Here is a 24953-nt window from a genome sequence, read left to right as displayed (position 1 = left end):
ATGGCAACGCATACGCCGCCCAATCTCCCGTCCCACGCTTCGCGCGGCCCGCTTTCGGTCGCGCTTTTGGCGCTTCCAGACTACGTCTTCACGCAAGTGATCGCTCACAACATGCGCGCCGGCCAACACGTGGAAATGGCCGATGAGACGCTAAAGTCCCGCGTGGTTCGCGCCGTTAACTTGCTCATCCACCGCCGCCGGCCGCACGCCGAAGGCTACCAACAGATCCGGGGTCAGACACATGTCTCTCTTTAATATCGGTCTTTCGGGCCTGAACGTGGCGCAGAACGCGCTGACGACGACCGGCCACAACTTCAGCAACGCAGCTACCGCGGGCTATACGCGCCAGAACACGATCATCGCGTCGGCGGGCGGCCAGTACACCAGCTCGGGCTTCTACGGCCAGGGCTCCAACACCATTACCGTGCAGCGCGTGTACGACAGCTTCCTGACCGGGCAGCTGCGTGGTGCCACGTCGGCCAGCGCCCAGCTGGCGACGTACGCGGACCAGCTCTCGCAGATCGACAACCTGCTGGCCGACCAGAAGGGTGGCCTCTCGCCGCTGATGCAGAAGTTCTTCGCCGCCGTGCAGGCCGTGTCGGACACGCCGGCAGACACCGCCGCGCGCCAGAGCCTGCTCTCGGCCTCCCAGGCGCTGGCCGGCCAGATCAAGTCCTCCAGCGACTACTTCAAGCAGCTCCAGGACGGCCTGAACACGCAGATCAAGTCGACGGTGACGCAGGTCAACGACTACACCAAGCAGATCGCGAACCTGAACAAGGAAATCACGCGCATGACCGCCGCCGGCGGTGGCCAGCCGCCGAACGATCTGCTCGACCAGCGCGACCAGGCCGTGGCGATGCTGACCGAACTGGTCGGCGCCAAGGTGGTGGTGCAGGACGGTGGCACGTACAACGTGTTCGTCGGCAACGGCCAGCCGCTGGTCATGGGCAGCGATTCGTACGACATGGTGGCGCAGCCTTCGGCCACCGACCCCGGCCGCACAACGGTGGGCTACACGCTGCTGAGCGGCAACATCATCGAAGCCCCCGAGGGCTCGGTGACGGGCGGCTCGCTCGGCGGCATCCTGAAGTTCCGCTCGGACTCCCTGGAGCCGGCGCAGAACGCCATCGGCCGTCTCTCGCTGGCCATCGGCCAGACGTTCAACGACCAGCACAAGCTGGGCATCGACCTGAACGGCGCCATCGGCACGGACATGTTCTCGCTGGGCTCGCCGGTGGTCTACGCCAACAAGAACAACACCTCGGCGGCGATCGCCTCGGCCACCATCACGAACGCCGGCAACCTGACGACCAGCGACTACGCGCTGAAGTTCGATGGCACCAACTACACGCTGACGCGCCTCTCGGACAACAAAGTGGTGGCCTCGCAGGCGGGCGCCCCGACCGCCGCCACGCCGATGGTCGTCGATGGTGTCTCGATCAGCCTCAGCGCGCCGATGAACGCCAACGACTCGTTCCAGATCCAGCCGACGCGCAACGCCGCCGCCAGCTTCGGGACGCTGATCACCGACCCTGCCAAGGTAGCCGCGGCTTCCCCGGCGCGCGCGGACGTCAACAAGAACAACACCGGCACGGGCACCGCCAAGCTCACCAATGTGGCGCAGGGCTTTGCACTGCTGGCGAATGCGCCGATCACGGCCACCTACAACAGCGGCACGGGCACCTACACGTTCACCAACGCGCTGGGCGCGGCAGTCGTGCCGACCAGCACCGCGCCCAACGGCACGGGCACCGACGTGACCTTCAACGGCATGACGTTCACGTTCAACGGCGCGCCGAATAACGGCGACACCTTCACGTTGGCCAACAACACCGGCGCCGTGGCCGACAACGGCAACGCGCTGGCGCTGGCCAAGCTGCAGACGGCCAAGACGATCAACGGCACGTCGAGCTTCAACGACGCCTACGCGCAGCTGGTCAACGACGTGGGCAGCGCGACGAAGTCGGCGACCATCGCCTCGACCTCGCAGGACAGCATCACCAACCAGATCTATGTGGCCCAGCAGTCGGTCTCGGGCGTGAACATGGACGAGGAAACCGTGAACATGCTCAAGTTCCAGCAGCTGTACCAGGCGAACGCACGCGTGATCCAGACGGCCAGCACGCTGTTCGACACCCTCATCGGCATCGGCGCGTAATCGCGGCGGCCAACGATCTCAACGGATACGAAGGAATCTCGCCATGCGCGTCGCAACCTCTACCCTGTACCATCAGGGCCTGGCCTCGATGAACGGCCAGCAATCGGCCCTGCTGCACGTGCAGCAGCAGCTCGGCACCGGCCGCCGCATCCTGACGCCGTCCGACGACCCCGTGGCCGCCACGCGCGCCCTGGGCGTGTCGCAGTCCGGTGCAGTGAACACGCAGTACACCACGTCGCGCAGGCAGGCCACGGCCTCCCTCGGCCTGGAAGACAACACGCTGGCCACCGTCACCACGACGATCCAGAACATCCAGACCATGCTGGTGAACGCCGGTAACGGCACGCTGAGCGACAACGACCGCGCGTCGCTGGCCACTGCGCTGCAAGGCCAGTTCGACCAGCTAATGGGCCTGGCCAACGCCGACGACGGCAACGGCAACTACATCTTCGCCGGCCTGCAGTCGGGCACCGTGCCGTTCTCGCTCAACGCGGCGGGCGGTGCGATGTACCAGGGCGACACCGGCCACCAGCTGCTGCAGGTGGATGCCGCGCGCCAGATGGAAGCGGGCAACAACGGTTCGGAAGTGTTCATGAGCGTCACCGGCAACGCCGGCTACGTGCTCAAGGGCAATTCGGCCAATACCGGCACGGGCACCTACAGCGCGATCTCGGTCACGGACCCGACCGACCCGCTGTACGGCCACTCGCTGACGCTGACGTTCCAGACCGACGCCGGCACGGGCAAGATGCAGTACAGCATCATGGACACCACCACCGGCACCGCCGTGGGCACCCCGACGGACTACTCTGAAAACGTGGCCATCAAGGTGGCAGGCGTGTCGTTCTCGGTGAAGGGCGTCCCGGCAGACGGCGACACCATGACCGCCAAGCCGGCGCAGCAGGCCGGCGCGGACGTGTTCGCAAACCTGAAGGCCGTGATCGACGCGCTGAAGGCCCCGATCAACACCGGCCTGAACCAGGAAGCGGCGAACGCCAACCTGCAGAACGTGATCGCCACGGGCATCCGCCAGTTCAGCAACTCCCTGGACAACGTGCTGACGGTGCGCTCGTCGGTGGGCTCGCGCCTGAATGAAGTCGACGCGCTGGACACCATCGGCGAGAACCGCGCGCTGTCCAACGCGCAGACCCTGTCGGGCCTGCAGGACCTGGACTACGCGGCCGCCATCAGCGAGTTCTACCAGCGCCAGACCGCGCTGCAAGGCGCGCAGCAGTCGTTTATGCAGATCCAGGGGATGAACCTGTTCAAGTTTCTGTAAGTGGGAGCCGGGCCGCTAGTCGGCCCGGTGGAAAGCGCTTCGTTGAAAGCCAGCCATCGGCTGGCTTTTTCATTTTCCCTTGTCTTTGGTCATGCGGGCCACCAGATGCCGGACCAGATGCCGGACCAGATGCATCGGCCCCAGCAGCTTCGACCCTAGCATCGCGTCGATGTCGGATCGGGCGGTCTCCATGAACGGCTTGAATACCAGTGAGGCGGCTGTCGTGACCAGGTGATCGATCTTGGGGATGGCGCGAGCCAAGGCTTCGACTTCGGACTCGACCCCAATATCGACACGATGCGTGGTAACCCCTGCCTCAACACGGGTCAGTTCGGCATTCTTTCATCCGCGCGTAGCGTCAGAACCCAGACGCCGTGTCGAGTTACGGCGACTGTGTGCTCGAACTGTGCGGACAGCTTTCCGTCACCCGTCACCACAGTCCAGCCGTCGGCTTCCGTATGAACCGCATGCCGCCCCTGATTGATCATCGGCTCGATGGTGAACACCATGCCTTCTCGCAGCACCAGACCCGTGTTCGGCTTTCCCCAATGCAGGACCTCTGGGGGCTCGTGCATTTCTCGACCGATGCCGTGCCCGCAGTATTCCCGCACGACTGAGTAGCCATTGCGGCGAGCATGTCGCTCAATGGCATACCCCACATCACCTAGTCTCGCGCCTGGGCGGACGGCTTTGATTCCTTTCCACATCGCTTCATACGTTACGCGCACGAGTTGTTTGGCAAGCGGAGAGACTTCGCCGACCAGATACGTCTTACTGGAATCCGCAATGTAGCCATTGTTCTCCAGCGTGATATCGAAATTCACTATGTCGCCGTCCTGGAGGACCTCCGCGGGGGACGGAACGCCGTGGCAAACGACGTGGTTACGGGAGGCATTGAGGGCGTAGGCGTACCCGTACTGCCCTTTGCTGGCTGGGCGCGCGTGGAGTTCGTCGACAATGAAGTGGTCCACCAGATCGTTGACCTGCATGGTGGACATGCCGACCAGATTCAGGCGATCCAGGCGAGAAAAAACCTCTGCCAATAGCCTGCCCGATTCGGCCATCAGGGCAATTTCCCCAGGTTCCTTGGTCACGAAGCCACCTTCAAGCTTTGCGCAACAACACCCGCAGCCCGCAGTTCGCGAGTGACGATCTCATTGAAGCTTTGCGTGGGATTCATTTCGCACAGCATGCCAATCTTCATCCAGAACGCTGCCTGAGCGTTGATAGACCGACATGACACGCCGCTTGCCTTGCGCAACTGATCATGCAGCTCGCCATCGATGTTCACGATGCCCATAGTGCCATCCATATATGAAACATATATGAATCATATAGGCAATCGCGCCGGCGATGCAAGCCCTGTGTCGCTCCACTCCTGGTCAGCCCAACAGAATCCGCGGCCAAGAGCGGACGACCATGTGGGCGTCACGCCGTGGTGAGCCGCTCCTTTGCCAGCCTCGTGCCTGCTGCCAGCGCCTCCAGCTTGCGCCACGCCACATCCCGACCCATCGGCGCCAGGCCGCAATTCGTGCACGGGAACAGCCGCTCCTTCGGCACGAACTCCAGCGCCCGGCCGATGGTGTCAGCCACTTCCTCGGGTGTCTCGACCACGTCGCTGGCCACATCGATCACGCCGACCAGCACGTCCTTACCGGCCAGCAGCCCCATCAGGTCGGGCGGCACATGGGAGTGGATGCATTCCAGGCTCACCTGGTCGATGCAGCTGCGGGCCAGCGCGGGGAACACCGTCTCATACTGGCGCCATTGGTCGCCCAGGGTGCTCTTCCAGTCCGTATTGGCCTTGATGCCGTAGCCGTAGCAGATATGCACCGCCGTCGTACAGGTCAAGCCCTGCGCCGCGCGCTCGAGCGCCTGCACGCCCCAGTCGGCGGCATCCTTCATGTAGACATTGAAGGCGGGCTCGTCGAACTGGATGATGTCTACGCCGTCGGCCTGAAGCGCCAGGGCCTCCTGGTTGAGCAACTCGGCGAAGGCGAAGGCCATCTTGACCTTGTCGCCGTAGAAGCGGTCCGCCACGGTGTCGACGATGGTCATCGGGCCGGGCAGGGTGAACTTCAGCTTCTTCTTCGTGTGCGCGCGCGCCAGCTGTGCTTCGAAGGCATGCACGCGGCCCTTCAGGCGCAGGGCCGAAACCACCTGCGGCACCATCGCGTCGTAGCGGTTGTCGCGGATGCCCATCTTCACCTTGTGCTCGAAGTCGATGCCCTCGACCTGCTCGAGAAATCCGTGCACGAAGTGCTGTCGCGATTGCTCGCCGTCGCACACGATGTCCAGGCCTGCGTCTTCCTGGGCCTTGATCCACAGTAACGTCGCGTCGGCCTTGGCCTGGCGAAGCGCGTCGCCTTCAGCCTTCCACTGAGGCCAGAGTTTGTTTGTTTCAGCCAGCCAGCCTGGCTTCGGCAGGCTGCCGGCGATGGAGGTTTCAAACATCTGAGGATTCCTTTCAAGCAACGATGGGTGTGGCAAGCATACTTCGGGACCGTTTTTCCCGATCAGCCACGGGACGGCGTGTTATGGGGTCAGAGCGCGAAATTGGCAGACCATTGATCAAGGACGTTCTTGTACGGCTTGATGAAGTTCTCCTCCGCAAATTTCCCCTGCTGGACAGCCAGCTGGCTGCGTTCTTCCCGGTCATAGACAATCTGCGTCAACGAGTAATCCTGGTTCTTCAGGCTCGGTTGATAGCGTTTCCCTGCTGCAGAATTGGCGTTGTAAATCTCGGGGCGATAAATCTTCTGAAAGGTTTCCATTGTGCTGATGGTGCCGATCAACTCGAGATCTGTGTAGTCGCCCAGAAGATCGCCGAAAAAGTAGAAAGCCAAGGGTGCAACGCCATTCGGAGGCATGAAGAAACGAACCTGCATCCCCATCTTTGCGAAGTATCGGTCGGTCGAGGAAAGTTCATTCTGTTCATACTCGACACCCAGTACGGGGTGCTGGTTTCCGGTCCGCTGATAGGTCTTGCTGGTCGAGGCACTAATGGAGATGACAGGCGGCTTGTGGAAGCGCTCCTTGTAAGTGCGCGAGGCAACAAACTGCTTGAACAGCTTTCCATGCAAGTCACCAAAATCGTCTGGCGTGCGGAATTCCGCTCGATCAACGTTGTACTTTGGAAGCAAGACACTGAAGTCGTAATCGCGTACGTAGGAGGAGAAGTTATTCCCCACGATGCCGTCGATGCGTTTGTGCGTTTTCTTGTCGAGAATGCAGGTTTTCAGTATCTCGATCAACGGAAATGCATCGTTGCCGCGCTTGGCGTCGACACTCATCTCCACGGAGATGATCTCGAGCTCGACAGCGTAGCGATCTCCGGTCGGATTGTCCCAATGCGCCAGGTCATTGAAGCGATTGTCAATCATCCTCAACGTGTTGCGCAGATTCTGTTGCCTACTCTTTCCCCGGGCCAGGTTGGCAAAATTGGTGGTTACGCGCGTACTGTCCGATGGCTGATAGTTTTCATCGAAAAGAATGCTCTTGAGGCTAAAGGCAAGTTCTTTGTTCATTGCGATCCAGTGACCTAATTTTTGAGAGAAGTCGATTCTTGTTTCAGGCCACAACCACTTCCTCGGCCAGAGCGGGCCTTGCGTGGTGCGTCAGTTCGACCAACGGCAGTGCCCGTTGGATCGCCAGCCTGGCCCGCTCGATGAGGGCCTGGTTCTGCAGGCGGTAGTCGACGAAATCCTTGTCGGTCGCGTAGACACCCAGCGGCAATGTGCGCGCCTGGAAGAAGCTGAACAGCGGCCGCAACTGGTGGTCGATCACCAGGGCATGGCGCTCGCTGCCACCGGTGGCAGCCAACAACACAGGCTTGTCGATCAAGGCGTCCTGATGAATGAAGTCGAAGAAGTGCTTGAACAGTCCGGTGTAGGAGCCGCGGAACACCGGTGTTGCCACCACCAGGACGTCAGCTTGCTCAACCGCCGCAAGTTCCCGCTCCACCGTGTCGGGCAAGTGGGTGCGCCAGACCGCGCCGGCAAGCCGCGGTGCGAGCTGACCCAGTTCAACCAAGCGCTGTTCGCACGGAAGTTCGTCTGCGATCAGGTCTAGCAGGTGCTCTGCCAGGGCTGCAGACTTGGAGGGGCGTTGTAGCCCGCCGGAAACCGCTACTAGACGGAGTGGACGTGTCATTTTTGCTTTCATCTGTTGCGAGGCTCACGCGACATGCCAATCGTATGGATGTGCATCGATGAAGTAAAATGGCTTTATTTCAACAATCCATGAGCAGTAGTCATGTGAGTTATCGGGCGCACCCGCCGGGTCATCCCGCTCTCACGCCTCCGTGCTCCCCAGATCAGCATGTGCGCTTTGTAACCGTCCGTTACGGGTAGAATGCGCACCGCGGCACGTCCCCTGTGCCGCCCGTGATTGCAGGTGCCCGCGATGCTCGTGGGTTAAACGGGAAACAGGTACGTCGCCGAGCCGCGACCAAGCCTGTGCTGCCCCCGCAACGGTAAGCAGGTTCGGGAACTGTCATGTCGATCCATCGGATCGGCGGCCACTGCGCGATTGTCATCGTTGTCATCGCGTGGGAAGGCGACGGATTCCCGGGAGCGCACGCTCCCCGCCTGTCAGCCCGGATACCGGCCTGTTGTCATCATCGAAATCTTTCGCACGGACGGGGTCGTCCGGCTTCACGATGACATACAACTTGTTCGCGCATTCCGCTGGCCGCCCGCGCTCGGCCCAGATTTCGTCTCGCCCTGCGCGTGGGCGTCGACCGCGCGTGCTGGCCGCATCACTTGGTGCCGTGGCCGGCCTCAATCTTCCCTGTGCTTTCGCGCAGGAAACCTCCGAACAGAAGGACACGTCACTGCCGCCCGTGGTCGTCAGTGAGGCCGTCTATCCCGGCCTGGCGCTCTCGAAACCCGAATACACGGGCAGCCGCATGGGCCTGACGCCGCTCGAGACGCCGGCCAGCGTCGAAGTCATCAGCGGCGAGACCATCCGCGCGCGGGGCGACCAGAGCGTGCGCGAGGCCGTGACCCGGGCAACCGGCATCACCGGCAATCCGTCGCCGGGCAACGGCGGCACGTCGCTGACCGCGCGCGGCTTCGCCGGGCAGGGCTCGGTCATGCAGCTGCTGGACGGCACGCGCATGTACGTGGCCTCCGGTACGGTGACCTTTCCGTTCGATACGTGGTCGGTAGACCGCATCGAGGTCCTGCGCGGCCCCGCATCGGTCATGTATGGCGAAGGGGCGATCGGCGGCGTGGTCAATGTGGTGCAGAAGAAGCCGATCCGAGGCCCGATCGAGAACGAACTCCAGATCACGGGCGGCACCGAGAAGACCGCGCGCGTGGCCTTCGACAGTGGTGGCAAGGTCAACGACAACCTGTCGTACCGTTTCGCCACGGCCTACAACCGGACGGCTGGCTGGGTGGATCGGGGCGATGCCAACAACCTGATGGTGTCGGCGTCCGTGCGGCTGGACGTGAATCCGGAATTCAACCTGACGCTGTCCTATGACGACGGCACCCAGCATCCGCAGCAATACCTCGGCACGCCGCTGGTCAACGGCAGCCTGGACCGCTCGCTGCGCAAGAAGAACTACAACGTTGGCGATGCCGAGATCAGCTATCGCGACCGCTGGACGCGCCTGAGCGCCGAATGGACGCCGAACGACCGCGTCACCGTGCGCAACCAGTTCTACTACCTGACCAGCCACCGTCACTGGCGCGACAGTGAGACCTATACCTATCTGCCGGCCACCTCGCAGGTGCGCCGCGGGGACTATCTGGAAATCCTGCACGACCAGGAGCAGGTGGGCAACCGCGCCGACATGACGGTGCGCAGCAAGCTGTTCGGGCTCGATAACACCACGACGGTCGGCTTCGACGTCAACAAGGTCAACTTCACCCACTCGAACAACTCGCCCTATGGCGGCACCTCCACCGTACCGGCGCGTGATTTCGATCCGGGCCTGTTCTTCAGCCCGCCGGGCGTCGTTACCTCGCCGCGCTTCCGCAGCAACACCACGCAGTACGCGCTGTTCGGTGAGCACCGTATCGCCCTCACGCCGCAGTGGTCGGTCATCGGCGGGGTGCGCTTCGACCATGCCGACCTGACGCGCACCGACCTCGTGGCCGGCTCGGCCTGGGACAAGACCTTCGCCAACACCACGTGGCGCGTGGGCACCGTCTACCAGTTCACCCCGAGCCTGGCCGTCTACGCCCAGTACGCCACCGCGACCGATCCGCTCGGCGCGCTGATCACCACGTCCGACGCGCAGCGCAACTTCAACCTCGCCACCGGCAAGCAGGTGGAAGTGGGCATGAAGCAGGCGTTCTGGGGCAATCGCGGCGAATGGACCTTCGCGGCGTACGAGATCCGCAAGAACGACCTGCTTTCGCGCGATCCGGTCAATCCGACCATCACCCAGCAGGTGGGCGAGCAGTCGTCGCGCGGGCTGGAAGCCTCGGCGAGCGTGGAAGTGCTGCGCGGTCTGCGCCTCGACGTCAACGGCACCGTGCTGCGCGCGCGCTATGACGACTTCAACGAGTCGGTCGGCGGGGTGCTGGTCTCCCGCGCCGGCAACGTGCCGACGAGCGTGCCGCAACAGGCCGCCAACGCGTGGCTGACGTGGAACTTCATCCCGCAATGGACGTTCGGCGCGGGCCTGCGCTATGTCGGCGGACGTTACGCGGACACGGCCAACCGCGTGCGCGTGCCGAGCTATACGACGGTGGATACGGCGCTGTCGTGGCGTGTCTCGAAGCAGGCGGCGCTGACGCTGCGCGTCTACAACCTGTTCAACAAGGACTACGCCGAATCGGTCTCGAACGGGGGCCAGCAATGGCTGCTGGGGCGTCCGCGTTCGGCGGAGTTGTCGGCCAACTTCTACTTCTGAGGCCCGGGCGATGTGGCGCAAGATCCGGCGCTGGCTGTACCTGATCCATCGCTGGATGGGCATCGCCGGCTGCCTGTTGATCGCGATGTGGTTCGGCTCGGGGCTGGTGATGATGTACGTCGGCTTTCCCGCGCTGACCGATGCCGAGCGGCTGGCCAGCCTGCCGCCGCTCGATGTGCGTGCCGTGGCCACGACGCCCGATGCGGCGATGGCGGCGGCGGGGCTGTCCAGCTTTCCACGCAGCCTGCGGCTTGAGATGGCGGGCAGCCTGCCCGTCTATCGCATGGTTGATGGCAAGGGTCAGCCCCATACCGTGGCGGCCACCGATGGCCGCGTCATCGAGCGCGTCGATGCTGCCACGGCGCAGGCCACTGCCCAGCAGTTCACCGGCAAGCCTGCGCGCTGGATCGAGACCGCCGAACGAGACCAGTGGACCGTGCCGAATGGCCTCAACGCGTGGCGTCCGCTGCATCGCATCGCCATCGATGACGGACACGGCACCGAGCTGTACATCTCGGCGAAGACCGGCGAGATCATGCGCGATACCGATCGCGCGGAGCGGTTCTGGAACTGGCTCGGCTCGGTGCCGCACTGGCTGTATTTCACGCCGATCCGCAAGGACCCGCCGCTGTGGCGGCAGGTGGTGCTGTGGACGTCCGGGCCCTGCGTGGTGGTGGCCATCACGGGAATCTGGATTGGCTGGCTGCGGCTACGCGTGCGGCGGCGCTTTGCGCACGGCAGCATGGCGGGCGTCTCGCCGTACCACGGCTGGATGGCCTGGCATCACATGGCCGGGCTCGTCGGCGCGCTGTTCCTGCTGTTCTGGCTGATCTCGGGATGGCTCTCCGTCAATCCTAACCAGTGGTTCAACGGGCGCAGCTTCGACGGCGCGGCCCTGCAGCGCTACGCGGGGCATGCCGGGGCCTCGTTCCCCGCGCCGGACTGGCGTGCCACGCTGGCAGACCGCAGTGCGCGCGAGGTCCGTATGGTGTGGGTCGGCAGCACGCCCATGTTGCAGGTGGCCGCCGGCAAGGGCGTTGTCACGGTGCTCGATCCGGGCAGTGGTGCGCCAGTGCGCTGGGACCCGGGCATGCTCTCGCGTATCGCCGGCACCCTGATGCCGGACGCTAAAGTCGTGGCCAGCGTCATGCAGGCCGAGGCCGACACCTACTGGTACAGTCACCACAACGCGCGCAGGCTGCCCGTGTTGCGCGTGACCTTCGACGACGCCGACAACACCTGGGCCTATGTCGATCCCTCGACGGGTCAGGTCATCGGCCGTAGTGACGACAGCCGCCGTCTCTATCGCTGGCTGTTCAACGCCGTACACAGCTATGACTTCGTTTCGCTCACGCAGCATCGCCCGTCATGGGATGTGGTGGTGTGGGTGCTGTCGCTGGTGGGTCTGGTGATGTCCGTCAGCGGGGTGGTCGTGGGCTGGCGGCGGTTGCGCCGCTGACTCTCGCCACCCCTTTCCATTTTCAACTTTCAAGCATCAGGTGATTCCATGCAAACCGCAAAAATTCCCGCCACGATCGTCACGGGCTTCCTGGGCAGCGGCAAGACCACCTTGCTGCGCCATATCCTCGAGAATGCCAACGGGCGCCGTATCGCTGTCATCGTCAACGAATTTGGCGAGCTGGGCATCGACGGGGAAATCCTGAAGGGCTGCGGCATTGGCTGCGACGAGCAGGGCGAGCCCACCGGCCAACTCTATGAACTGGCCAACGGCTGCCTGTGCTGCACCGTGCAGGAAGAGTTCTTCCCGGTCATGGAACAACTGCTCGAGCGCCGCGACCAGATCGATCACGTGCTGATCGAGACTTCGGGTCTGGCGCTGCCGAAGCCGCTGGTGCAGGCATTCCACTGGCCGAGCATCCGCAACGCGTTCACGGTGGATTCGGTGGTCACGGTGGTGGATGGCCCCGCCGCCGCCGCCGGCCAGTTCGCCGCGAATCCGGTGGCGGTAGACGCGCAGCGCCGCGCCGATCCGAACCTCGATCACGAGTCGCCGCTGCACGAGCTGTTCGAAGACCAGCTCGCCAGCGCGGATCTGGTCATCCTGAACAAGACCGACCTGATGGATGCCGCCCAGATTGCCGCAGTGGAGGCGCTGGTACGGCCCGAGATTCCGGCCGAAGTGAAGATCGTGCCGGCGCAGGCGGGGTCGCTCGATGTGAACAGCCTGCTGGGACTGAACCGCGCGTCGGAAGAGACGATCCACCAGCGCGTTGATCATCATGGCAGCGCGGACGACGCCGACCACGCCGATCATCATCACGATGAATTCGATTCGGTGGTGGTGGAGGCTGGCACCGTTGACCGCGAGGCATTGGTTGGCGCGCTCCAGAAGCTGGTGGCCGACCACACGATCTATCGCGTCAAGGGTTTCGCCGAACTCCCGGGCAAGGCAATGCGACTGGTGCTGCACGGAGTGGGACAACGATTCGACAGCTACTTCGACCGTGCCTGGCGTGCTGACGAAGCGCGGGGCACGCGCGTGGTGCTGATCGGCCAGGAACTGGATGGCGCCGCGTTGCAAGCCGCGCTGGATCAGGCGCTGGCCGGCTGAACCAGAAAACGCTGTATTCCGATGTGGGCGGAAGTTGGGTGCTTTCACGCATGCCGGGTCGGTGACGCGCTGCGATACGCGCGGCTGATGGTGGTACGTCGTTCAGTTGGGGGCGAGCTCCGCTGAACGGCGGGCCAGTTCGATGAAGGCTTGTACGTAATCGATCTCGATGTCGCTTTCCCGCGCGCCAAGGAAGATCTGCTTGGCGACGCCATGCGGGCCCAGCCGTACCGCCGTGACATCCATCTTTTCCGCATATTCGGCCACCAGCCAGCGCGGGAGGGCCGCGATGCCACGCCCGCTGGCCACCATCTGCATCATGATGTCCGTGGTCTCGATGGTCTTGTGGCGCTTGGGCGTGACGCCCGCCGGCTGCAGGAACAGGTTGTAGATGTCCAGGCGATCGGTGGCCACGGGATAGGTGATCAGCACTTCGTTCGTCAGCGCGTCGGCGTCTACGTGGGGCAAGCCGGCGAGCCGGTGGCCGCGATTGACGACCAGCACCTGCTCGTAGTCGAACACCGGCTCGAAATGCAGGCCGGGCTTGTAGAGTGGATCCGGCGTTACCAGCATGTCGATCTCATACCCGTACAGCGCGCCGATACCGCCGAACTGGAACTTCTGCTTGACGTCGACATCCACGTCCGGCCATGTCGATAGGTAGGGCGAGACGATCTTGAGCAGCCACTGATAGCAGGGATGGCACTCCATGCCTATCCGCAGCGTGCCGCGCTCGCCCTGCGCAAACTGGTGGACCCGTTCTTCGGCCAGATCGAGCTGGGGCAGCACGCGGTTGGCCACCGCCAGCAGGTAGGAGCCCGCCTGGGTCAGCCGCAGACTGCGGCCTTCCCGCAGCCAGATGTCGGTACCCAACTGCAACTCGAGCTTTTTCATTGCATGGCTCAGTGCCGACTGCGTCAGGCACAGCACCGAAGCGGCCGCTGTCAGGGAGCCCTCACGGTCCACTTCCCGGATGATTGCCAGGTGAATGCGTTCAAGCATGATTGAGATTCATGTATTTTTGAATAACGATCATTTTACTTCATTGATTGGCCTTCCTACAATCGGACATCGACGATCTCCTCCGTGATCCAGATCGACGATGAGCTCCTCGACGCGTTCGACGACTTCAAGTATCCGAACGAGATCGGGCTGCGAAGACGCTGCGCGCGCAATAGTCGGCAAGGCTGTCGCGGCCCAAAACAAACATCCCCGCCACGGCGGGGATGTTTGTTTTGGGCTCGGCTATCAGACGTCAGGCATGCCTGACGCCGCGTCGCTCCTCCAGCCGCCGGTGTGCCAGCGTGGCAAACAGCAGACCAAGACCTGCCCAGAGCGTGGCCTGGATACCGAAGGCGGCCATCCTGAAGCGCCACAGCAGGACGGCTGAGAATTCGTCGGGGATCTCGTTGACTTCCGGCAGCAACCCTTGCGCCAGCAGCGCGATGACCACATAGATGGCCGCCGCGCCCAGCGTGGCGTGCCAGGTGCCGTGGCTCGCCGCAAGCTTGCGGGCAACGATGACCGCAATCACCATCGCCGCCAACGACAGGGCGATCATGGTGAAGAACAAGGCGGTGCGAAGGCCGATCGTCGAAGGATCGCCGATGGCCGGCGGATTCGGCGGGTATTTGATAAACGGGACCAGCACGGTCGCGATGTAGCCAAGCAGCGCCATCAGCACGGACGTCGGGCGCGCGCCCAGCTTGCCAATCCGGCCGTAGACAAAGGCGAACGTCAGCGCAAACAGGCCACCTACCGCGCTGCCGAATACCGCCAGCCCGACAAACAGCCCGAGCCCGGCCTGTACGTCACGGCTGACCAGTTCGGGCATCTCATGCTGGTGGCTACCGCCCATTGCCTGCTCCATCCGCGCCTCGTACGCGATGGCGCCCTCCACCTCCGGTTCTCCAACGACCTTGGCAACACCGAATGCCAGCAGGCTCGCCAGGAACCCCGCGATCATGCCGCGGACCAGAAGACTTCTCACCATGGCGGCGCGTCCTCAGTGACAGGGAAAGCCGAGCAGGTGACGTCCGTCGTGCACAAACTCATGCACATACATCGTATTGAAGATGGCCGCGGCACCTTCCTCCACGCCGACGAAGTAGATCGCCAGCAGCAGGAGCATGCTGCCAAAGATGGCCCAGGGCAGCAGTTCGGAAACCGGGATGGATACCGGCTCGATGGCCGGCGAAAGGGTGGCGCTTGCGTGCATGACAGATCTCCTTGAGGATGACGCGTCCCGTAACGGATGGATGAGGCGTTGAGGAGGTCTGACTTGGCAGCCTGCTTCGTCAAAACGACGCTTCAGATTGCGATACAGTGGCGCGACCGTGCCGGATTCCAACCGGCTTCTCCCCAGCGCATATGCGTGCATTCTAATCGACTGGACGACCTGACACGTGACAACCCGCCTGACATTGCTCTGCGTACCGGCCACGGCAGCCCTGCGCGCCGGGCGGTTTCCGGCCGACGAATCCCTGGATCCCGGACAGGCCGACGACGTGGCCCGGCTCGCCACCGCGCTCGGGGCGCCAGACCAGGTGCTCAGCAGCCCGGCACGCTGCGCACGGGAGGCCGCCATGGCGCTGGGCCATTCGCCGATCATCGAACCCGCGCTGGGGGAGGTCGACTACGGCAGATGGTTGGGGCGCTCGCTCAAGGAAATCGGCATTGCGGAACCTGCCGCACTGTCAGCCTGGTTGTCCGATCCGGACATGGTCGCGCACGGCGGGGAATCCCTGTCCGCGTTTTGCGAACGTGTGCGGCGGTGGATGGGGCCCTATGCCAGCCCCGCCTCGCACACGCTGGTCGTCACGCATGCCAGCGTCATCAAGGCCATCGTCCTCCATGCATTGGAGGCGCCGGTGAGGGCCTACTGGCAAATCGACGTTGCGCCTTTGTCCACACTGACGCTGTCAAGACGGCAAGATCGATGGCGATTGTCTTTGGGTGAATCGCTGCGGTTTCACCAGTAGCCAAGCACCTTCCACCAGACGGTGCCGACCACCGCGAAGATCAGCAGTTCGACCACGCACATCACAAAGCCAACGCGCCACCAGTTCCCCATCGTGACGTAGCCACTGCCGAAGATGATTGGCGAGGTGCCCGTCGCATAGTGGGTCAGCGTCATCATGATCGCCGAGCCAGCCGCCATCAGCAGCATGAACGGCACCACATACGCGGGCGGTATCAGATTCACGCCGACCGTCAGGAAGGCGAGCATCATCGCACTGATGTGTGCCGTCGTGCTGGCGAACAGGTAGTGCGAGAACACGAAGACGGCTACCAGGATCGCGGCCGTGCCGCCCCAACCGATGCCGCTGGCCACGATCGCGTTGCTCATGCCGGTTGAGAACCAGCCGATCACACCCTGCTTGTTCAGTTGCTCGGCCAGCATGATCAGCGCGCCGAACCATATCAGCGTGTCCCAGGCGCTCTTTTCGGACAGTACATCGTCCCAGTCGATGGTGCCCGTAATGATCAGCACGAACAGGCCGACGAAGGCGACCACCGTGGGGTCCAGCGTGAGCGCCGGGCCGAACACCATCGCCGGAATGTTGGCCCACAACAGCAGCAGGAGCGCGAAGGTGAAGATCATGACCCGTTCCTTCGGCGACACCGGGCCCATCTTCGCCATTTCGGCGTGCGCATACTCCACCGCATTGGGTGTGGCCTTGAGCTGCGGCGGCGACAAGACATAGATCACCATCGGCATCACCAGCATGCATAGCAGGCCGGGCAGCAGCATGCAGAGCGCCCAGCTCATCCAGCTCAGATGCAGTGCCTGATTGGTTGCCTTGGCGATGTAGTCCACCACTAGCGGGTTCGGTGCGGTGGCGGTCACGAACATGGCCGAGGAGATCGGGTTGGCGTGATAGTTGACCAACGCCAGGTAGGTGCCGACCTTGCCCTCGGTGCCCTTGGCCGGGTCCGAGTCGAATGCCGTGGCGATCGACTTCATGATCGGATGCACGATGCCGCCACCGCGCGCCGTATTGCTTGGCGTGAACGGCGCCAGCACCAGTTCGCAGGTGGCCAGCCCATAGCCGATGCCGATCGTGCGTTTCCCCATCAGGGCGATGAACATCAGGCCGATACGGGTGCCCAGGCCCGTCTTCTTCACGCCGCGGGAGATCAGGATGGCGACCACGATCAACCAGATCAGCGGACTGTCGAAGGCGGTCAGCGCATCGGCGATGGCCCCCTTGGACGAGGTCGAGGTCACCTGCGACAGCGAGAGGACCACGATGGCCATCATCGCCATCACGCCGATCGGCATGACCTTCAGGATGATCGCCACGATGGTTGTCAGGAAGATGGCAACCAGACCCCAGGCCTTGGGCGTGAGCCCCTCTGGCACAGGCCACAGCAGCAGGGTGACCAGCACCACCGTCGTGATCAGGGCGGGGCCGAGTCTAAAGGGGACTACGCTGTTGAAGTATTGGAACGCCGCTTTCAGTTTTGTAAGCATGGTGCGATCCTTCCCAGTCGTCTTTGCTTATGGTTTATATGACTTTTTCGGCAGAAGTGCCAGCGTGACGCCGACGCCGCCAAGCTGAGTGGAAGCCGTCAGGATCTGACATCGAACGGATTTGTCCGAAGCGTGCAATGCCCCTACCGGTGGCGCACGCTGTCGGTGGCCTCCTTGACGATGCGCGCACTGCGCTGCAGGGCTTCGCGCTCGGTGGGGTCCAGTTCCGGATAAGCCAGTAACTGCGCGCCACTGCCATTGACCACCATCGGCAGCGACAGACATACCTCCGGTACGCCTTCGACTTCCGCATGCACAATGCCGACCGTGAGAATGAGGTCCGTGTCGTGGACGATGGCCTGGCAAATTCGCCCGATCGCACTGGCGATGCCGTAATGCGTGGCGCCCTTGCCTTCCTTGATGAGCTTGGCAGCCTCGTGCACGAGCGCAGGATCAGATCCCGGCTGGCAGGCCCAAGCTCCTTGCCGCTCTTCGCCAGGAACGTTTCCAGGGGCATGCCGGAGACCGTTGCGCCGGACCAGCCGATCAGCGCGGATTCCCCGTGTTCGCCGAGAACGTGGGCGTGAATCGCAGGCGCCACGATGCCCAGTCGCTCGGAGAGCAGCGACCGCAACCGGCCGGTGTCGAGCGAGGTGCCCGTGCTGATGACGCGCTCCGGCGCGCAGCGGAGGCGGTCAAACACGACGGCGGCCAACACATCGCAGGGATTGCTCGCGATGAGGTAGATCGCATCCGGGGCCAGCGGGGCGATGCGATCGACGATCTCCGTCGCGATGCCTGCATTGGTTTTGGCCAGGTCCAGGCGAGTTTGCCCTGGCTTCACGCCGACGCCGGCGGTGATCACGACGAGGTCCGCGTCGCGCGCGTTCTCGTAATCGCCGGCATAGAAGCGGTTGTGTCCCCAGAATGCCGCAGCGTGGGCGAGGTCCATCGCCTGCCCTTCGGCCCGGACGCGTGCGACATCGATGATGACGATTTCCGCGCTCGGGATGGCCCCCGACGCAAACAGGGCCGCCGATCCGCCAACCAGTCCTGCTCCGACGATGACGATCTTGGGTTGCCGCATGGCGTACCTCCGTCGTGCCTGGAGAATCGAGCCTGAACCTGGGCCGGTTTCGCGCTACATCAGCGGAAAGTGAAGTGAAGGCCGCGTGGCAGTTCGTGAGCCTTTCATATGCTATGGTTTATATGACCTTTTCGATAGAAGCGCCAGTGTGGCGTTGGCGCCGCGAACGACGGAGTGCAACCCGATGGGACTGGTACGCTTGAGCATCGAAGGCCATCAGGTCCAGGCGCCGGCCAACTGCTCCATCCTGCAGGCCTTCCTCTACGCAGGCGAGACGCTGGTCGAGGGCGTTGGCTGCATGGGGCAGGGGGTCTGCGGTTCGTGCCGCGTCATGGTGCGGCACAGCGGCGAGCAGGAGGTGAAGACGGCCCTCGGATGCGAGACGCTCGTCGAAGAGGGCATGCAGGTGGCCTTCCTGGATTACTTCACCGTCTCGTCTCGCCACAGGTATCGCCTGGACGAAATCGGCGACAGCTGGCAGGCGCTGCGCACCCTCTCTGAAATATTCCCGGAAGCCTCCCATTGTCGTCACTGCAGCGGCTGCGATCGCGCCTGCCCGAAGGGTCTCGACGTCCAGCGCGGCGTCAATCTCGCCGTGGCGGGCGAACTGGCTGAGTCGAGCGATGTCTTCGACGAGTGTGTCATGTGCAACCTCTGCACGCTGGCCTGCCCCGAGCATATCCGGCCCAACCATCTCGGCCTGTTCGTGCGGCGGATGATCGCGTCACAGTCGCTGCGTCCGGCGAACCTGATGCGCCGGCTGCAGCAGATCGAGCGCGGCGAAATGAAGATCGATTTCGACGCGCCTGGCGCGCAGCCGCCACGCTGATCGGAACCACAACGATGCCCGCTGGCATTCCCTTCGAAGACGCGCGCAAGCGCTACCGGCCCGGTGCGGTACCAACGGTCCGCAGCGACGACACTTCTGTCGACGAGCTTCTCAAGGGCTATCACCCCGACCATGGGCTCAATGCGCGTGTGGCGCTGAGCATCGGCGTGAACCAGGGGGACCCCTGTCAGCCGGATCTCGCACGCTATCTCCAGGCCAATGCGCTGATCGACGATATCGACATCGCCGGCGCGCAAGTGATCAGCACCGACGTCCTGATCGTCGGCGGCGGCGGTGGCGGCTGCGCGGCGGCGCTCATTGCAGCAAAGCAGGGCGCGCAGGTGATCCTCGCCACCAAGCTGCGCCTGGGTGACAGCAACACCGTCATGGCCGAAGGTGGGATTCAGGCGGCCGTCGGCGAGGACGACAGTCCCCAGTTGCACTTCGAGGACACCCTGCGTGCCGGACACTTCTGCGGCGAGCCAGAACTCGTGGCGCAGATGGTGATGGATGGCCCCGACGTCATTCGCTGGCTGATCCAGCTTGGCGTGATGTTCGACCTGGAGGAAGGCCGGCCCATGGGCGGCAACCTTCTGCGCAAGAAGCCCGGTGGCGCTTCGGCGGCGCGCATCCTGTCCTATCGGGACTACACTGGCCTGGAGATGATGCGCGTGCTGCGCGAGGCGGTGGACCTCGATCCCGCAGTCGAGGTGTGGAACCGCTGCCCGGCGGTCGAACTGCTGTCCGACGAGCGGGGCCGCTGCGCCGGGGCCGTGATCTATAACCTGGAGTCGCGTACCTATGTGCTGGTGCGCGCGCGTGCCGTGATTCTCGCCACCGGCGGGGCGGGGCGGCTGCACCTGAATGCTTTTCCGACATCCAACCACTACGGCGCCACCGCGGACGGCCTGGTGCTGGCCTATCGGATCGGGGCACACCTGCGCGAACTCGACTCGTTCCAGTATCACCCCACCGGCATCGCCTATCCGGCGCACCTGGCAGGTGGACTCATTTCGGAAGCGGCGCGTTCGGCCGGTGCCAAGCTGATCAATGGCGAGGGCGAGCGCTTCGTCGACGAACTCAAGCCTCGGGACGTCGTGGCCTCGGCGATTCTGCGCGAATGCGCGCAGGGGCGTGGCATTGACCGGGACGGCCAGACCGGCGTCTTCCTCGACACGCCGACGCTGGAAATGGAGAACCCCGGCATTCTGGCCAAGCGCCTCGTGACGCTGCGCCATCTCGCGCGGAAGTGCGGTCACGATGCGGCACTGGAGCCCTTCCTCGTTTATCCGACCCTCCACTACCAGAACGGAGGCGTGGCGATCGACAAGGACGGTGCCACGAGCGTGCCCGGCCTGTTTTGCGTCGGCGAGGTCACGGGGGGCATTCACGGGCGTAACCGCCTGATGGGAAACGCGCTGCTCGACATCCTGAGCATGGGGCGGCGTGCCGGCGCCAAGGCAGCGGAGTCTGGCGCGGGTGCCATGGCCGGCCGCGCAGGCATCGGCCATGTGCACGCCTGGCAGCGGCAATTGACGCTGGCGGGGCTACCCTTGCATGTCAAGGCACCGCAACTCTTCCCCGGCTATGCCCATTTCGACTTGCGGGTCGATGCAGCGTTGCGCCGGGGCAAGTGGGGCGGCGCGGGCGGCGGCGTCCGATGAGCGACCCACGGAGCGCGCGATGCACAAGCTGAATCAGGTTCTCCTGAGGGACGATATCCGGGTCGGCGCAGACCTGGACGCCTGGCTTGCATGCGGCGGCGGAGAGGGGCTGGCCAAGGCCCTGCGCGATCCGCTCGCCATCCTCGCCGAAATCGAACAAGCGGACCTGCGTGGGATGGGCGGTGCCGGATTCGCGACGCATCGCAAATGGGCACCGGTCGCTGCCACCGCTGCAGGCGACAAATACATCATCTGCAACGGCAACGAAGACGAGCCCGGTACGTTCAAGGACCGCTATCTGCTGGAGCACACGCCGCACCAGGTCATCGAGGGGGCGCTCATCGCCGCAGCGGCGACCCATGCCAATCATGTCGTGCTGTACGTTAATCCGCATCAACCGTTGGCCCTCAATATGGTGCGGCAGGCGGTGGAGCAGTGGCGGGGGCACGCCCTGTTTGCGGAACTCGTTCGTCTGATTGGCGGCCCGCTGTCGCTTGACGTGATCCCCAGCTCTGGCTTGTATATCGGCGGGGAGGAGACGGCGGTGATCGCGAGTGTCGAGGGCGGATTCCCGTTCCCCAGACGCAAGCCGCCCTATCCCGCCGAGCACGGTGTGCATGGCTCACCGACGATCGTGAACAACACCGAGACCCTGGCGCACGTACCGGGCATTCTGCGCAACGGTGCGCAGTGGTATCGCGGTCTTGGCATCGGGAATGCTGCCGGAACCAAGCTCTATTCGCTTTCGGGCGACGTCCTGCGTCCTGGCTTGTATGAATTGCCGATGGGCACGCGCCTGGAGGCCCTGGTGTTCGAGCATGGCGGTGGCATGCTCCAGGGCAAGGAGTTCAAGGCGGTCTTTACCGGCGGCCCGTCCAATACCTTGCTGACGAAGCGTGATCTCGATGTGGCACTCGATTTTGACTCCGTGCGTCAACGGCGTTCGCGTCTGGGCACCGGTGCCATGATCGTCGTGTCCGAAGGCACCAGCATCGTCCGCAAGGTCTCCGAGTACGTGAGCTTCTTCGCCCAGGGCTCATGCGGACAGTGTCCGCCCTGCAAGGGTGGCACCTTCCAGATGATGCGATTGCTCGGCCGGATCGACACGGGCCATGGCGTACGTGCCGATCTGGAAGCGCTGGAGAACCTGTGTCGCATCCTGCCCGGCAGCGGCCGTTGCGGTCTGATCGATGGCGCCGTGACGGTGGTGGAAAGCTCGCTGCAACAGTTTCGGGCGGAATACGAGGCGCTTCTGATTGCATGACGGTGTCGGACTCGCAACGGGTAGCGGCTGAAGGTCATATTGCGCGCCTGAACGGAGCATGGTGATGGGCATTCTGAACTGGCGCCGCCGCCGCGGCCCCGATGGGCAGGCGGACAACCGGCGGGAGGTGGCGGAACTGGCCGAGCGCATTACCCGGCTAAGTCCCCGCCTACGGCTATTGCCCCGCTATGCCCGGCGGCTGGCCCCCTCGATCCGCATCGCGCTCGACCACGTACGCGCGGTCGTGGCCGGCATTCCCGCACCACGGGAAGCGAGTCCGGAGACGTGGGGGACGGACCCGTACATCCACGCGTGTTTTGGCACTGGTCAGGACGTCGCACTGGCTTTCAGCCGCGCCGCCGATCTGCGCGACTATTTCGATGCGTCACCTGGCACAGACGAGGCGTTTGCGGTGCTTGGCATGGAAATGGTCGAGCGGCGCACCTTGGGCGTGGCCCTGGAGGGCGACGTCATGCGCTCGGACGTGCTGCAAACCACGGTCAGCTTCAACGATCATCAGATTCGGATATGCGGTGACAGCCACGCCGGGCTGTACAGGGAGATCGAGGCACGCATGCTGGACCAGCTTGCGCTGCAGGGCCTTGCCAGTGCGGCGGCGGGGGGCATTGGGCGAGATGAGCGCCTGCAGGAGATGGCGTTGCTCAGCGAGCGCTTGCGGCTGCTGGAACGCCAGGGGGTGGGCATGCGTTCGATGCTTGGCGGCGATGTCTCGCCGGACCCCGAGGAACGGGAGCGCCTGCGCGCGCAGATCGCACAGATCGATGCGGCCAACGGCGACACTGCCCTGCCGGCGGGACAAGTCGATGCGCTGGAGCGCCAGATGGAAGGGCTGCAGGCAGCGCTCACCAACGCCGGCGCCTATCTCCTCATCGAGCGCCGGCGCATGCGGCTGAGCCGGATGAATGTGCTTCAACCCGATGACAGCACCGCGCCCGGCGACGACCTGGAATTCCTGACCGCAAGCATTCCAGGCGACCCCCGCCTGGTGAGAACCTTTCTGCTCGTGCGCTTTGCGCGCGCCACGATGTTGTCCCGCATGACGCTGCTGGAAGAGGCGGAGCGTCTGCTGTAGATCAGCGGACGGCTGTCAAGTGGCCGTTTCAGGCGAAAAGATTCACATCAGCGAACGAAAACATGCAGTACGCGGCACGCCGATGGCCGATAGGATCTTGCGGTAGTCAATCGCCCACAGATCCTAGGAGAAGCGATGCGGCAAGTTATCGGGGTTGCAGTCGCCTTGACGGCCTTCGTTGCCGGACACGCCATAGCGCAGGCAACGCGCTACGATGCCCTGGCGAACCTGCCATTCCACAACGGTTATCCGACGCCGCAGGGCGTTGCCACGCTCCAGGACGAATTGACGTTCCAGCGCGCCGTGCAGTCGTATATCTGGGCGCTGCCTGCCCTCAATATGCTCGGCATGAAGGAAGGCTCCGAGAAGACCTTCGGCAAGGGATATAACGTCCTGCCGATCTGGAAGGACCGCCTGAATGCCAAGACGCTGGTCACCACGCCGAATTCGGATGTGATCTACGCCATGGGCTACCTCGACCTGAAGGAAGACGGCCCGATGGTGATCGACGTGCCGCCCGGACTGCAAGGCATCCTCGACGACTTCTTCCAGCGCCCGATCTGCACCGAGGGGGAAATCGACGGCCGTCAGTGGTGCGGCGATGTGGGGCTGCCCGGCCCGGACAAGGGCAGGGGTGGCAAATACCTTGTGCTCCCGCCTGACTATCGCGGCGAGATTCCGGCTGGCTATATCGTGATGCGGTCGCGCACGTATGGGGTGTTCGTGTTCTGGCGCGGATTTTTCAAGGATCCTCGCCAGCTGGATGCGCCGGTAAAGGTGATGGAGCAGACCCGGATCTATCCGCTGGGCAAGGAGGCTTCCGCCCGGCCCATGCAGTTCCCCAATGCGTCGGGCGTGCCGGTCAACATGCTGTATCCAACGGATGACAAGGCATTCAACATGCTGTCGCGCTTTATCGACAACGAGTATGTCGATCCGGCCGACATGGAGATGCGCGGGATGCTGGCAGCGCTCGGGATCATCAAGGGCAAGCCGTTCGCACCGGACACGCACACGCGCGACCTGCTGGACAAGGCAGCCCGCACTGCCGCCAAGATGGGGCACTCGATCTCGTACGCGCCGCAGCGTGGCGTGCCCAACGGCGTCTGGTACGAAGACCGCCGCTGGCTGAACGTGTTTCCCGGCAACGCCACCTTTACCGCCGAGACCTTCAACTACATCGATCCGCGCACGGGTTTCTTCACCAATGCGTATTCCGCCAGTCCGGGCATGGCTGTGAACATGGTCAACGTGGGTGCGAAATATCCGGCCACCTTTGTCGATGCGAAGGGCAACTTCCTATCCGGCAGCAACCGCTACAAGCTCACGCTGCCCAAGGACGTGCCGGCGGCGCTGTTCTGGTCCGCGACCATCTATGACTCGATCACCGCGTCGGGCGTGGACAACGGCCAACCGTTCCCGTCGATCAACACCATGGACCAGCCGGTACGAAATGCGGACGGATCCACCGATATCTACTTCGGCCCGACGTCGCCAGGCACAGGAAAGAACTGGCTGAAGACCCTGCCGAAGCAGGGCTACTTCGTGATCCTGCGTCTCTACGGCCCTACCCAGCCATTCTTTGACAAGACCTGGCGACCGGGCGACCTGGAAAAGCTGAGGTAGACGGCGCAGCCGCCCACCGTGGTGGCACAA

22 protein-coding genes, 1 pseudogene and 1 riboswitch are annotated in these 24953 nt (G+C 63.7%); of the genes and pseudogenes, 11 read left to right on the top strand and 12 right to left on the bottom strand.

What is annotated here, in order from left to right:
- Positions 1–241: 241 nt before the first annotated feature.
- Together flgK and flgL are read left to right on the top strand one after the other, a co-directional pair.
- Entirely contained in the window at positions 242–2161 is a 1920-nt protein-coding gene (gene flgK, locus BM115_RS16215; protein ID WP_092295809.1) for a flagellar hook-associated protein FlgK, read from the top strand.
- Positions 2162–2204: 43 nt separating this feature from the next.
- Positions 2205–3440, top strand: a complete 1236-nt coding sequence (gene flgL, locus BM115_RS16210; protein ID WP_092295805.1) for a flagellar hook-associated protein FlgL — start codon at positions 2205–2207, stop codon at positions 3438–3440.
- A 69-nt stretch (positions 3441–3509) separates the two neighbouring features.
- Here the strand turns inward: flgL and BM115_RS16205 are convergent, their stop codons facing one another.
- From BM115_RS16205 to msuE, 6 genes are all read right to left on the bottom strand, one after another.
- Positions 3510–3701, bottom strand: a complete 192-nt coding sequence (locus tag BM115_RS16205; protein WP_092295802.1) for a Rossmann-fold NAD(P)-binding domain-containing protein — start codon at positions 3699–3701, stop codon at positions 3510–3512.
- A gap of 65 nt (positions 3702–3766) precedes the next feature.
- A complete protein-coding gene (gene map / locus BM115_RS16200; protein WP_092295799.1) occupies positions 3767–4534 on the bottom strand; it encodes a type I methionyl aminopeptidase in 768 nt (255 codons plus the stop codon).
- Positions 4531–4740, bottom strand: coding sequence for a ParD-like family protein (locus tag BM115_RS16195; protein WP_092295796.1), 210 nt, complete (start codon positions 4738–4740; stop codon positions 4531–4533). The genes map and BM115_RS16195 overlap by 4 nt, the downstream gene beginning before the upstream one ends.
- A gap of 128 nt (positions 4741–4868) precedes the next feature.
- Positions 4869–5894, bottom strand: a complete 1026-nt coding sequence (locus BM115_RS16190) for a methionine synthase (protein WP_092295793.1) — start codon at positions 5892–5894, stop codon at positions 4869–4871.
- Between the two features lie 89 nt (positions 5895–5983).
- Positions 5984–6967, bottom strand: coding sequence for a DUF1852 domain-containing protein (locus BM115_RS16185; RefSeq protein ID WP_092295790.1), 984 nt, complete (start codon positions 6965–6967; stop codon positions 5984–5986).
- A 43-nt stretch (positions 6968–7010) separates the two neighbouring features.
- Positions 7011–7592, bottom strand: a complete 582-nt coding sequence (gene msuE, locus BM115_RS16180) for an FMN reductase (RefSeq protein ID WP_092295787.1) — start codon at positions 7590–7592, stop codon at positions 7011–7013.
- A gap of 224 nt (positions 7593–7816) precedes the next feature.
- Positions 7817–8068: riboswitch (cobalamin riboswitch) on the top strand.
- A 119-nt stretch (positions 8069–8187) separates the two neighbouring features.
- Between msuE and BM115_RS16175 the strand changes: the two genes are divergently transcribed.
- Genes BM115_RS16175 through cobW form a run of 3 tightly spaced genes read left to right on the top strand, consistent with a single transcriptional unit; the run spans position 8188 to position 12883 of the window.
- Positions 8188–10311, top strand: a complete 2124-nt coding sequence (locus tag BM115_RS16175; protein WP_255370853.1) for a TonB-dependent receptor — start codon at positions 8188–8190, stop codon at positions 10309–10311.
- 10 nt (positions 10312–10321) lie between these two features.
- Positions 10322–11770 carry a PepSY domain-containing protein gene (locus tag BM115_RS16170; RefSeq protein ID WP_092295781.1) on the top strand — a complete coding sequence of 483 codons (1449 nt, stop codon included), beginning with the start codon at positions 10322–10324 and terminating at the stop codon, positions 11768–11770.
- 48 nt (positions 11771–11818) lie between these two features.
- Positions 11819–12883, top strand: a complete 1065-nt coding sequence (gene cobW, locus BM115_RS16165; RefSeq protein WP_092295778.1) for a cobalamin biosynthesis protein CobW — start codon at positions 11819–11821, stop codon at positions 12881–12883.
- Positions 12884–12985: 102 nt separating this feature from the next.
- On the opposite strand, the gene BM115_RS16160 is transcribed toward cobW, so the two are convergent.
- From BM115_RS16160 to BM115_RS16150, 3 genes are all read right to left on the bottom strand, one after another.
- The gene (locus tag BM115_RS16160) at positions 12986–13885 is read right to left on the bottom strand and encodes a LysR family transcriptional regulator (RefSeq protein ID WP_092295775.1); all 900 of its coding nucleotides are present in this window, start codon (positions 13883–13885) and stop codon (positions 12986–12988) included.
- A gap of 253 nt (positions 13886–14138) precedes the next feature.
- Positions 14139–14876, bottom strand: coding sequence for a CbtA family protein (locus BM115_RS16155; protein ID WP_092295772.1), 738 nt, complete (start codon positions 14874–14876; stop codon positions 14139–14141).
- A 12-nt stretch (positions 14877–14888) separates the two neighbouring features.
- Entirely contained in the window at positions 14889–15101 is a 213-nt protein-coding gene (locus tag BM115_RS16150; RefSeq protein ID WP_092295769.1) for a CbtB domain-containing protein, read from the bottom strand.
- A 187-nt stretch (positions 15102–15288) separates the two neighbouring features.
- Here BM115_RS16150 and BM115_RS16145 point away from each other — a divergent pair, with 187 nt between their 5' ends.
- Complete coding sequence (locus BM115_RS16145) at positions 15289–15864, top strand: histidine phosphatase family protein (RefSeq protein ID WP_092295766.1); 576 nt, start codon at positions 15289–15291, stop codon at positions 15862–15864.
- On the opposite strand, the gene BM115_RS16140 is transcribed toward BM115_RS16145, so the two are convergent.
- The 3 genes and pseudogenes from BM115_RS16140 to BM115_RS27495 all read right to left on the bottom strand — a co-directional run.
- Positions 15855–17360: a DASS family sodium-coupled anion symporter gene (locus BM115_RS16140; protein ID WP_092295763.1), complete on the bottom strand. Its 1506-nt coding sequence runs from the start codon at positions 17358–17360 to the stop codon at positions 15855–15857. The genes BM115_RS16145 and BM115_RS16140 overlap by 10 nt on opposite strands.
- A gap of 143 nt (positions 17361–17503) precedes the next feature.
- The gene (locus tag BM115_RS27500) at positions 17504–17803 is read right to left on the bottom strand and encodes a Rossmann-fold NAD(P)-binding domain-containing protein (protein ID WP_255370852.1); all 300 of its coding nucleotides are present in this window, start codon (positions 17801–17803) and stop codon (positions 17504–17506) included.
- Between the two features lie 110 nt (positions 17804–17913).
- Positions 17914–18447: pseudogene (locus tag BM115_RS27495) on the bottom strand (lactate dehydrogenase); the annotation flags it as partial.
- A 190-nt stretch (positions 18448–18637) separates the two neighbouring features.
- Here BM115_RS27495 and BM115_RS16130 point away from each other — a divergent pair.
- The 5 genes from BM115_RS16130 to BM115_RS16110 all read left to right on the top strand — a co-directional run bounded on the left by BM115_RS16130 (position 18638) and on the right by BM115_RS16110 (position 24923).
- A complete protein-coding gene (locus BM115_RS16130; RefSeq protein WP_092296224.1) occupies positions 18638–19276 on the top strand; it encodes a 4Fe-4S dicluster domain-containing protein in 639 nt (212 codons plus the stop codon).
- A 14-nt stretch (positions 19277–19290) separates the two neighbouring features.
- Positions 19291–20940, top strand: a complete 1650-nt coding sequence (locus BM115_RS16125) for an FAD-binding protein (protein ID WP_092295760.1) — start codon at positions 19291–19293, stop codon at positions 20938–20940.
- 19 nt (positions 20941–20959) lie between these two features.
- Positions 20960–22204, top strand: a complete 1245-nt coding sequence (locus tag BM115_RS16120) for a complex I 51 kDa subunit family protein (protein WP_092295757.1) — start codon at positions 20960–20962, stop codon at positions 22202–22204.
- Between the two features lie 64 nt (positions 22205–22268).
- The gene (locus BM115_RS16115) at positions 22269–23297 is read left to right on the top strand and encodes a hypothetical protein (protein ID WP_092296221.1); all 1029 of its coding nucleotides are present in this window, start codon (positions 22269–22271) and stop codon (positions 23295–23297) included.
- A gap of 135 nt (positions 23298–23432) precedes the next feature.
- A complete protein-coding gene (locus tag BM115_RS16110) occupies positions 23433–24923 on the top strand; it encodes a DUF1254 domain-containing protein (protein ID WP_092295754.1) in 1491 nt (496 codons plus the stop codon).
- The last annotated feature ends 30 nt before the right edge of the window (positions 24924–24953 follow it).

It is taken from the genome of Cupriavidus sp. OV096 (assembly GCF_900115455.1).
Lineage (GTDB): Bacteria > Pseudomonadota > Gammaproteobacteria > Burkholderiales > Burkholderiaceae > Cupriavidus.
Note: the sequence above shows the minus strand (reverse complement) of the source record. Positions and strands in the feature narration are given on the sequence as shown.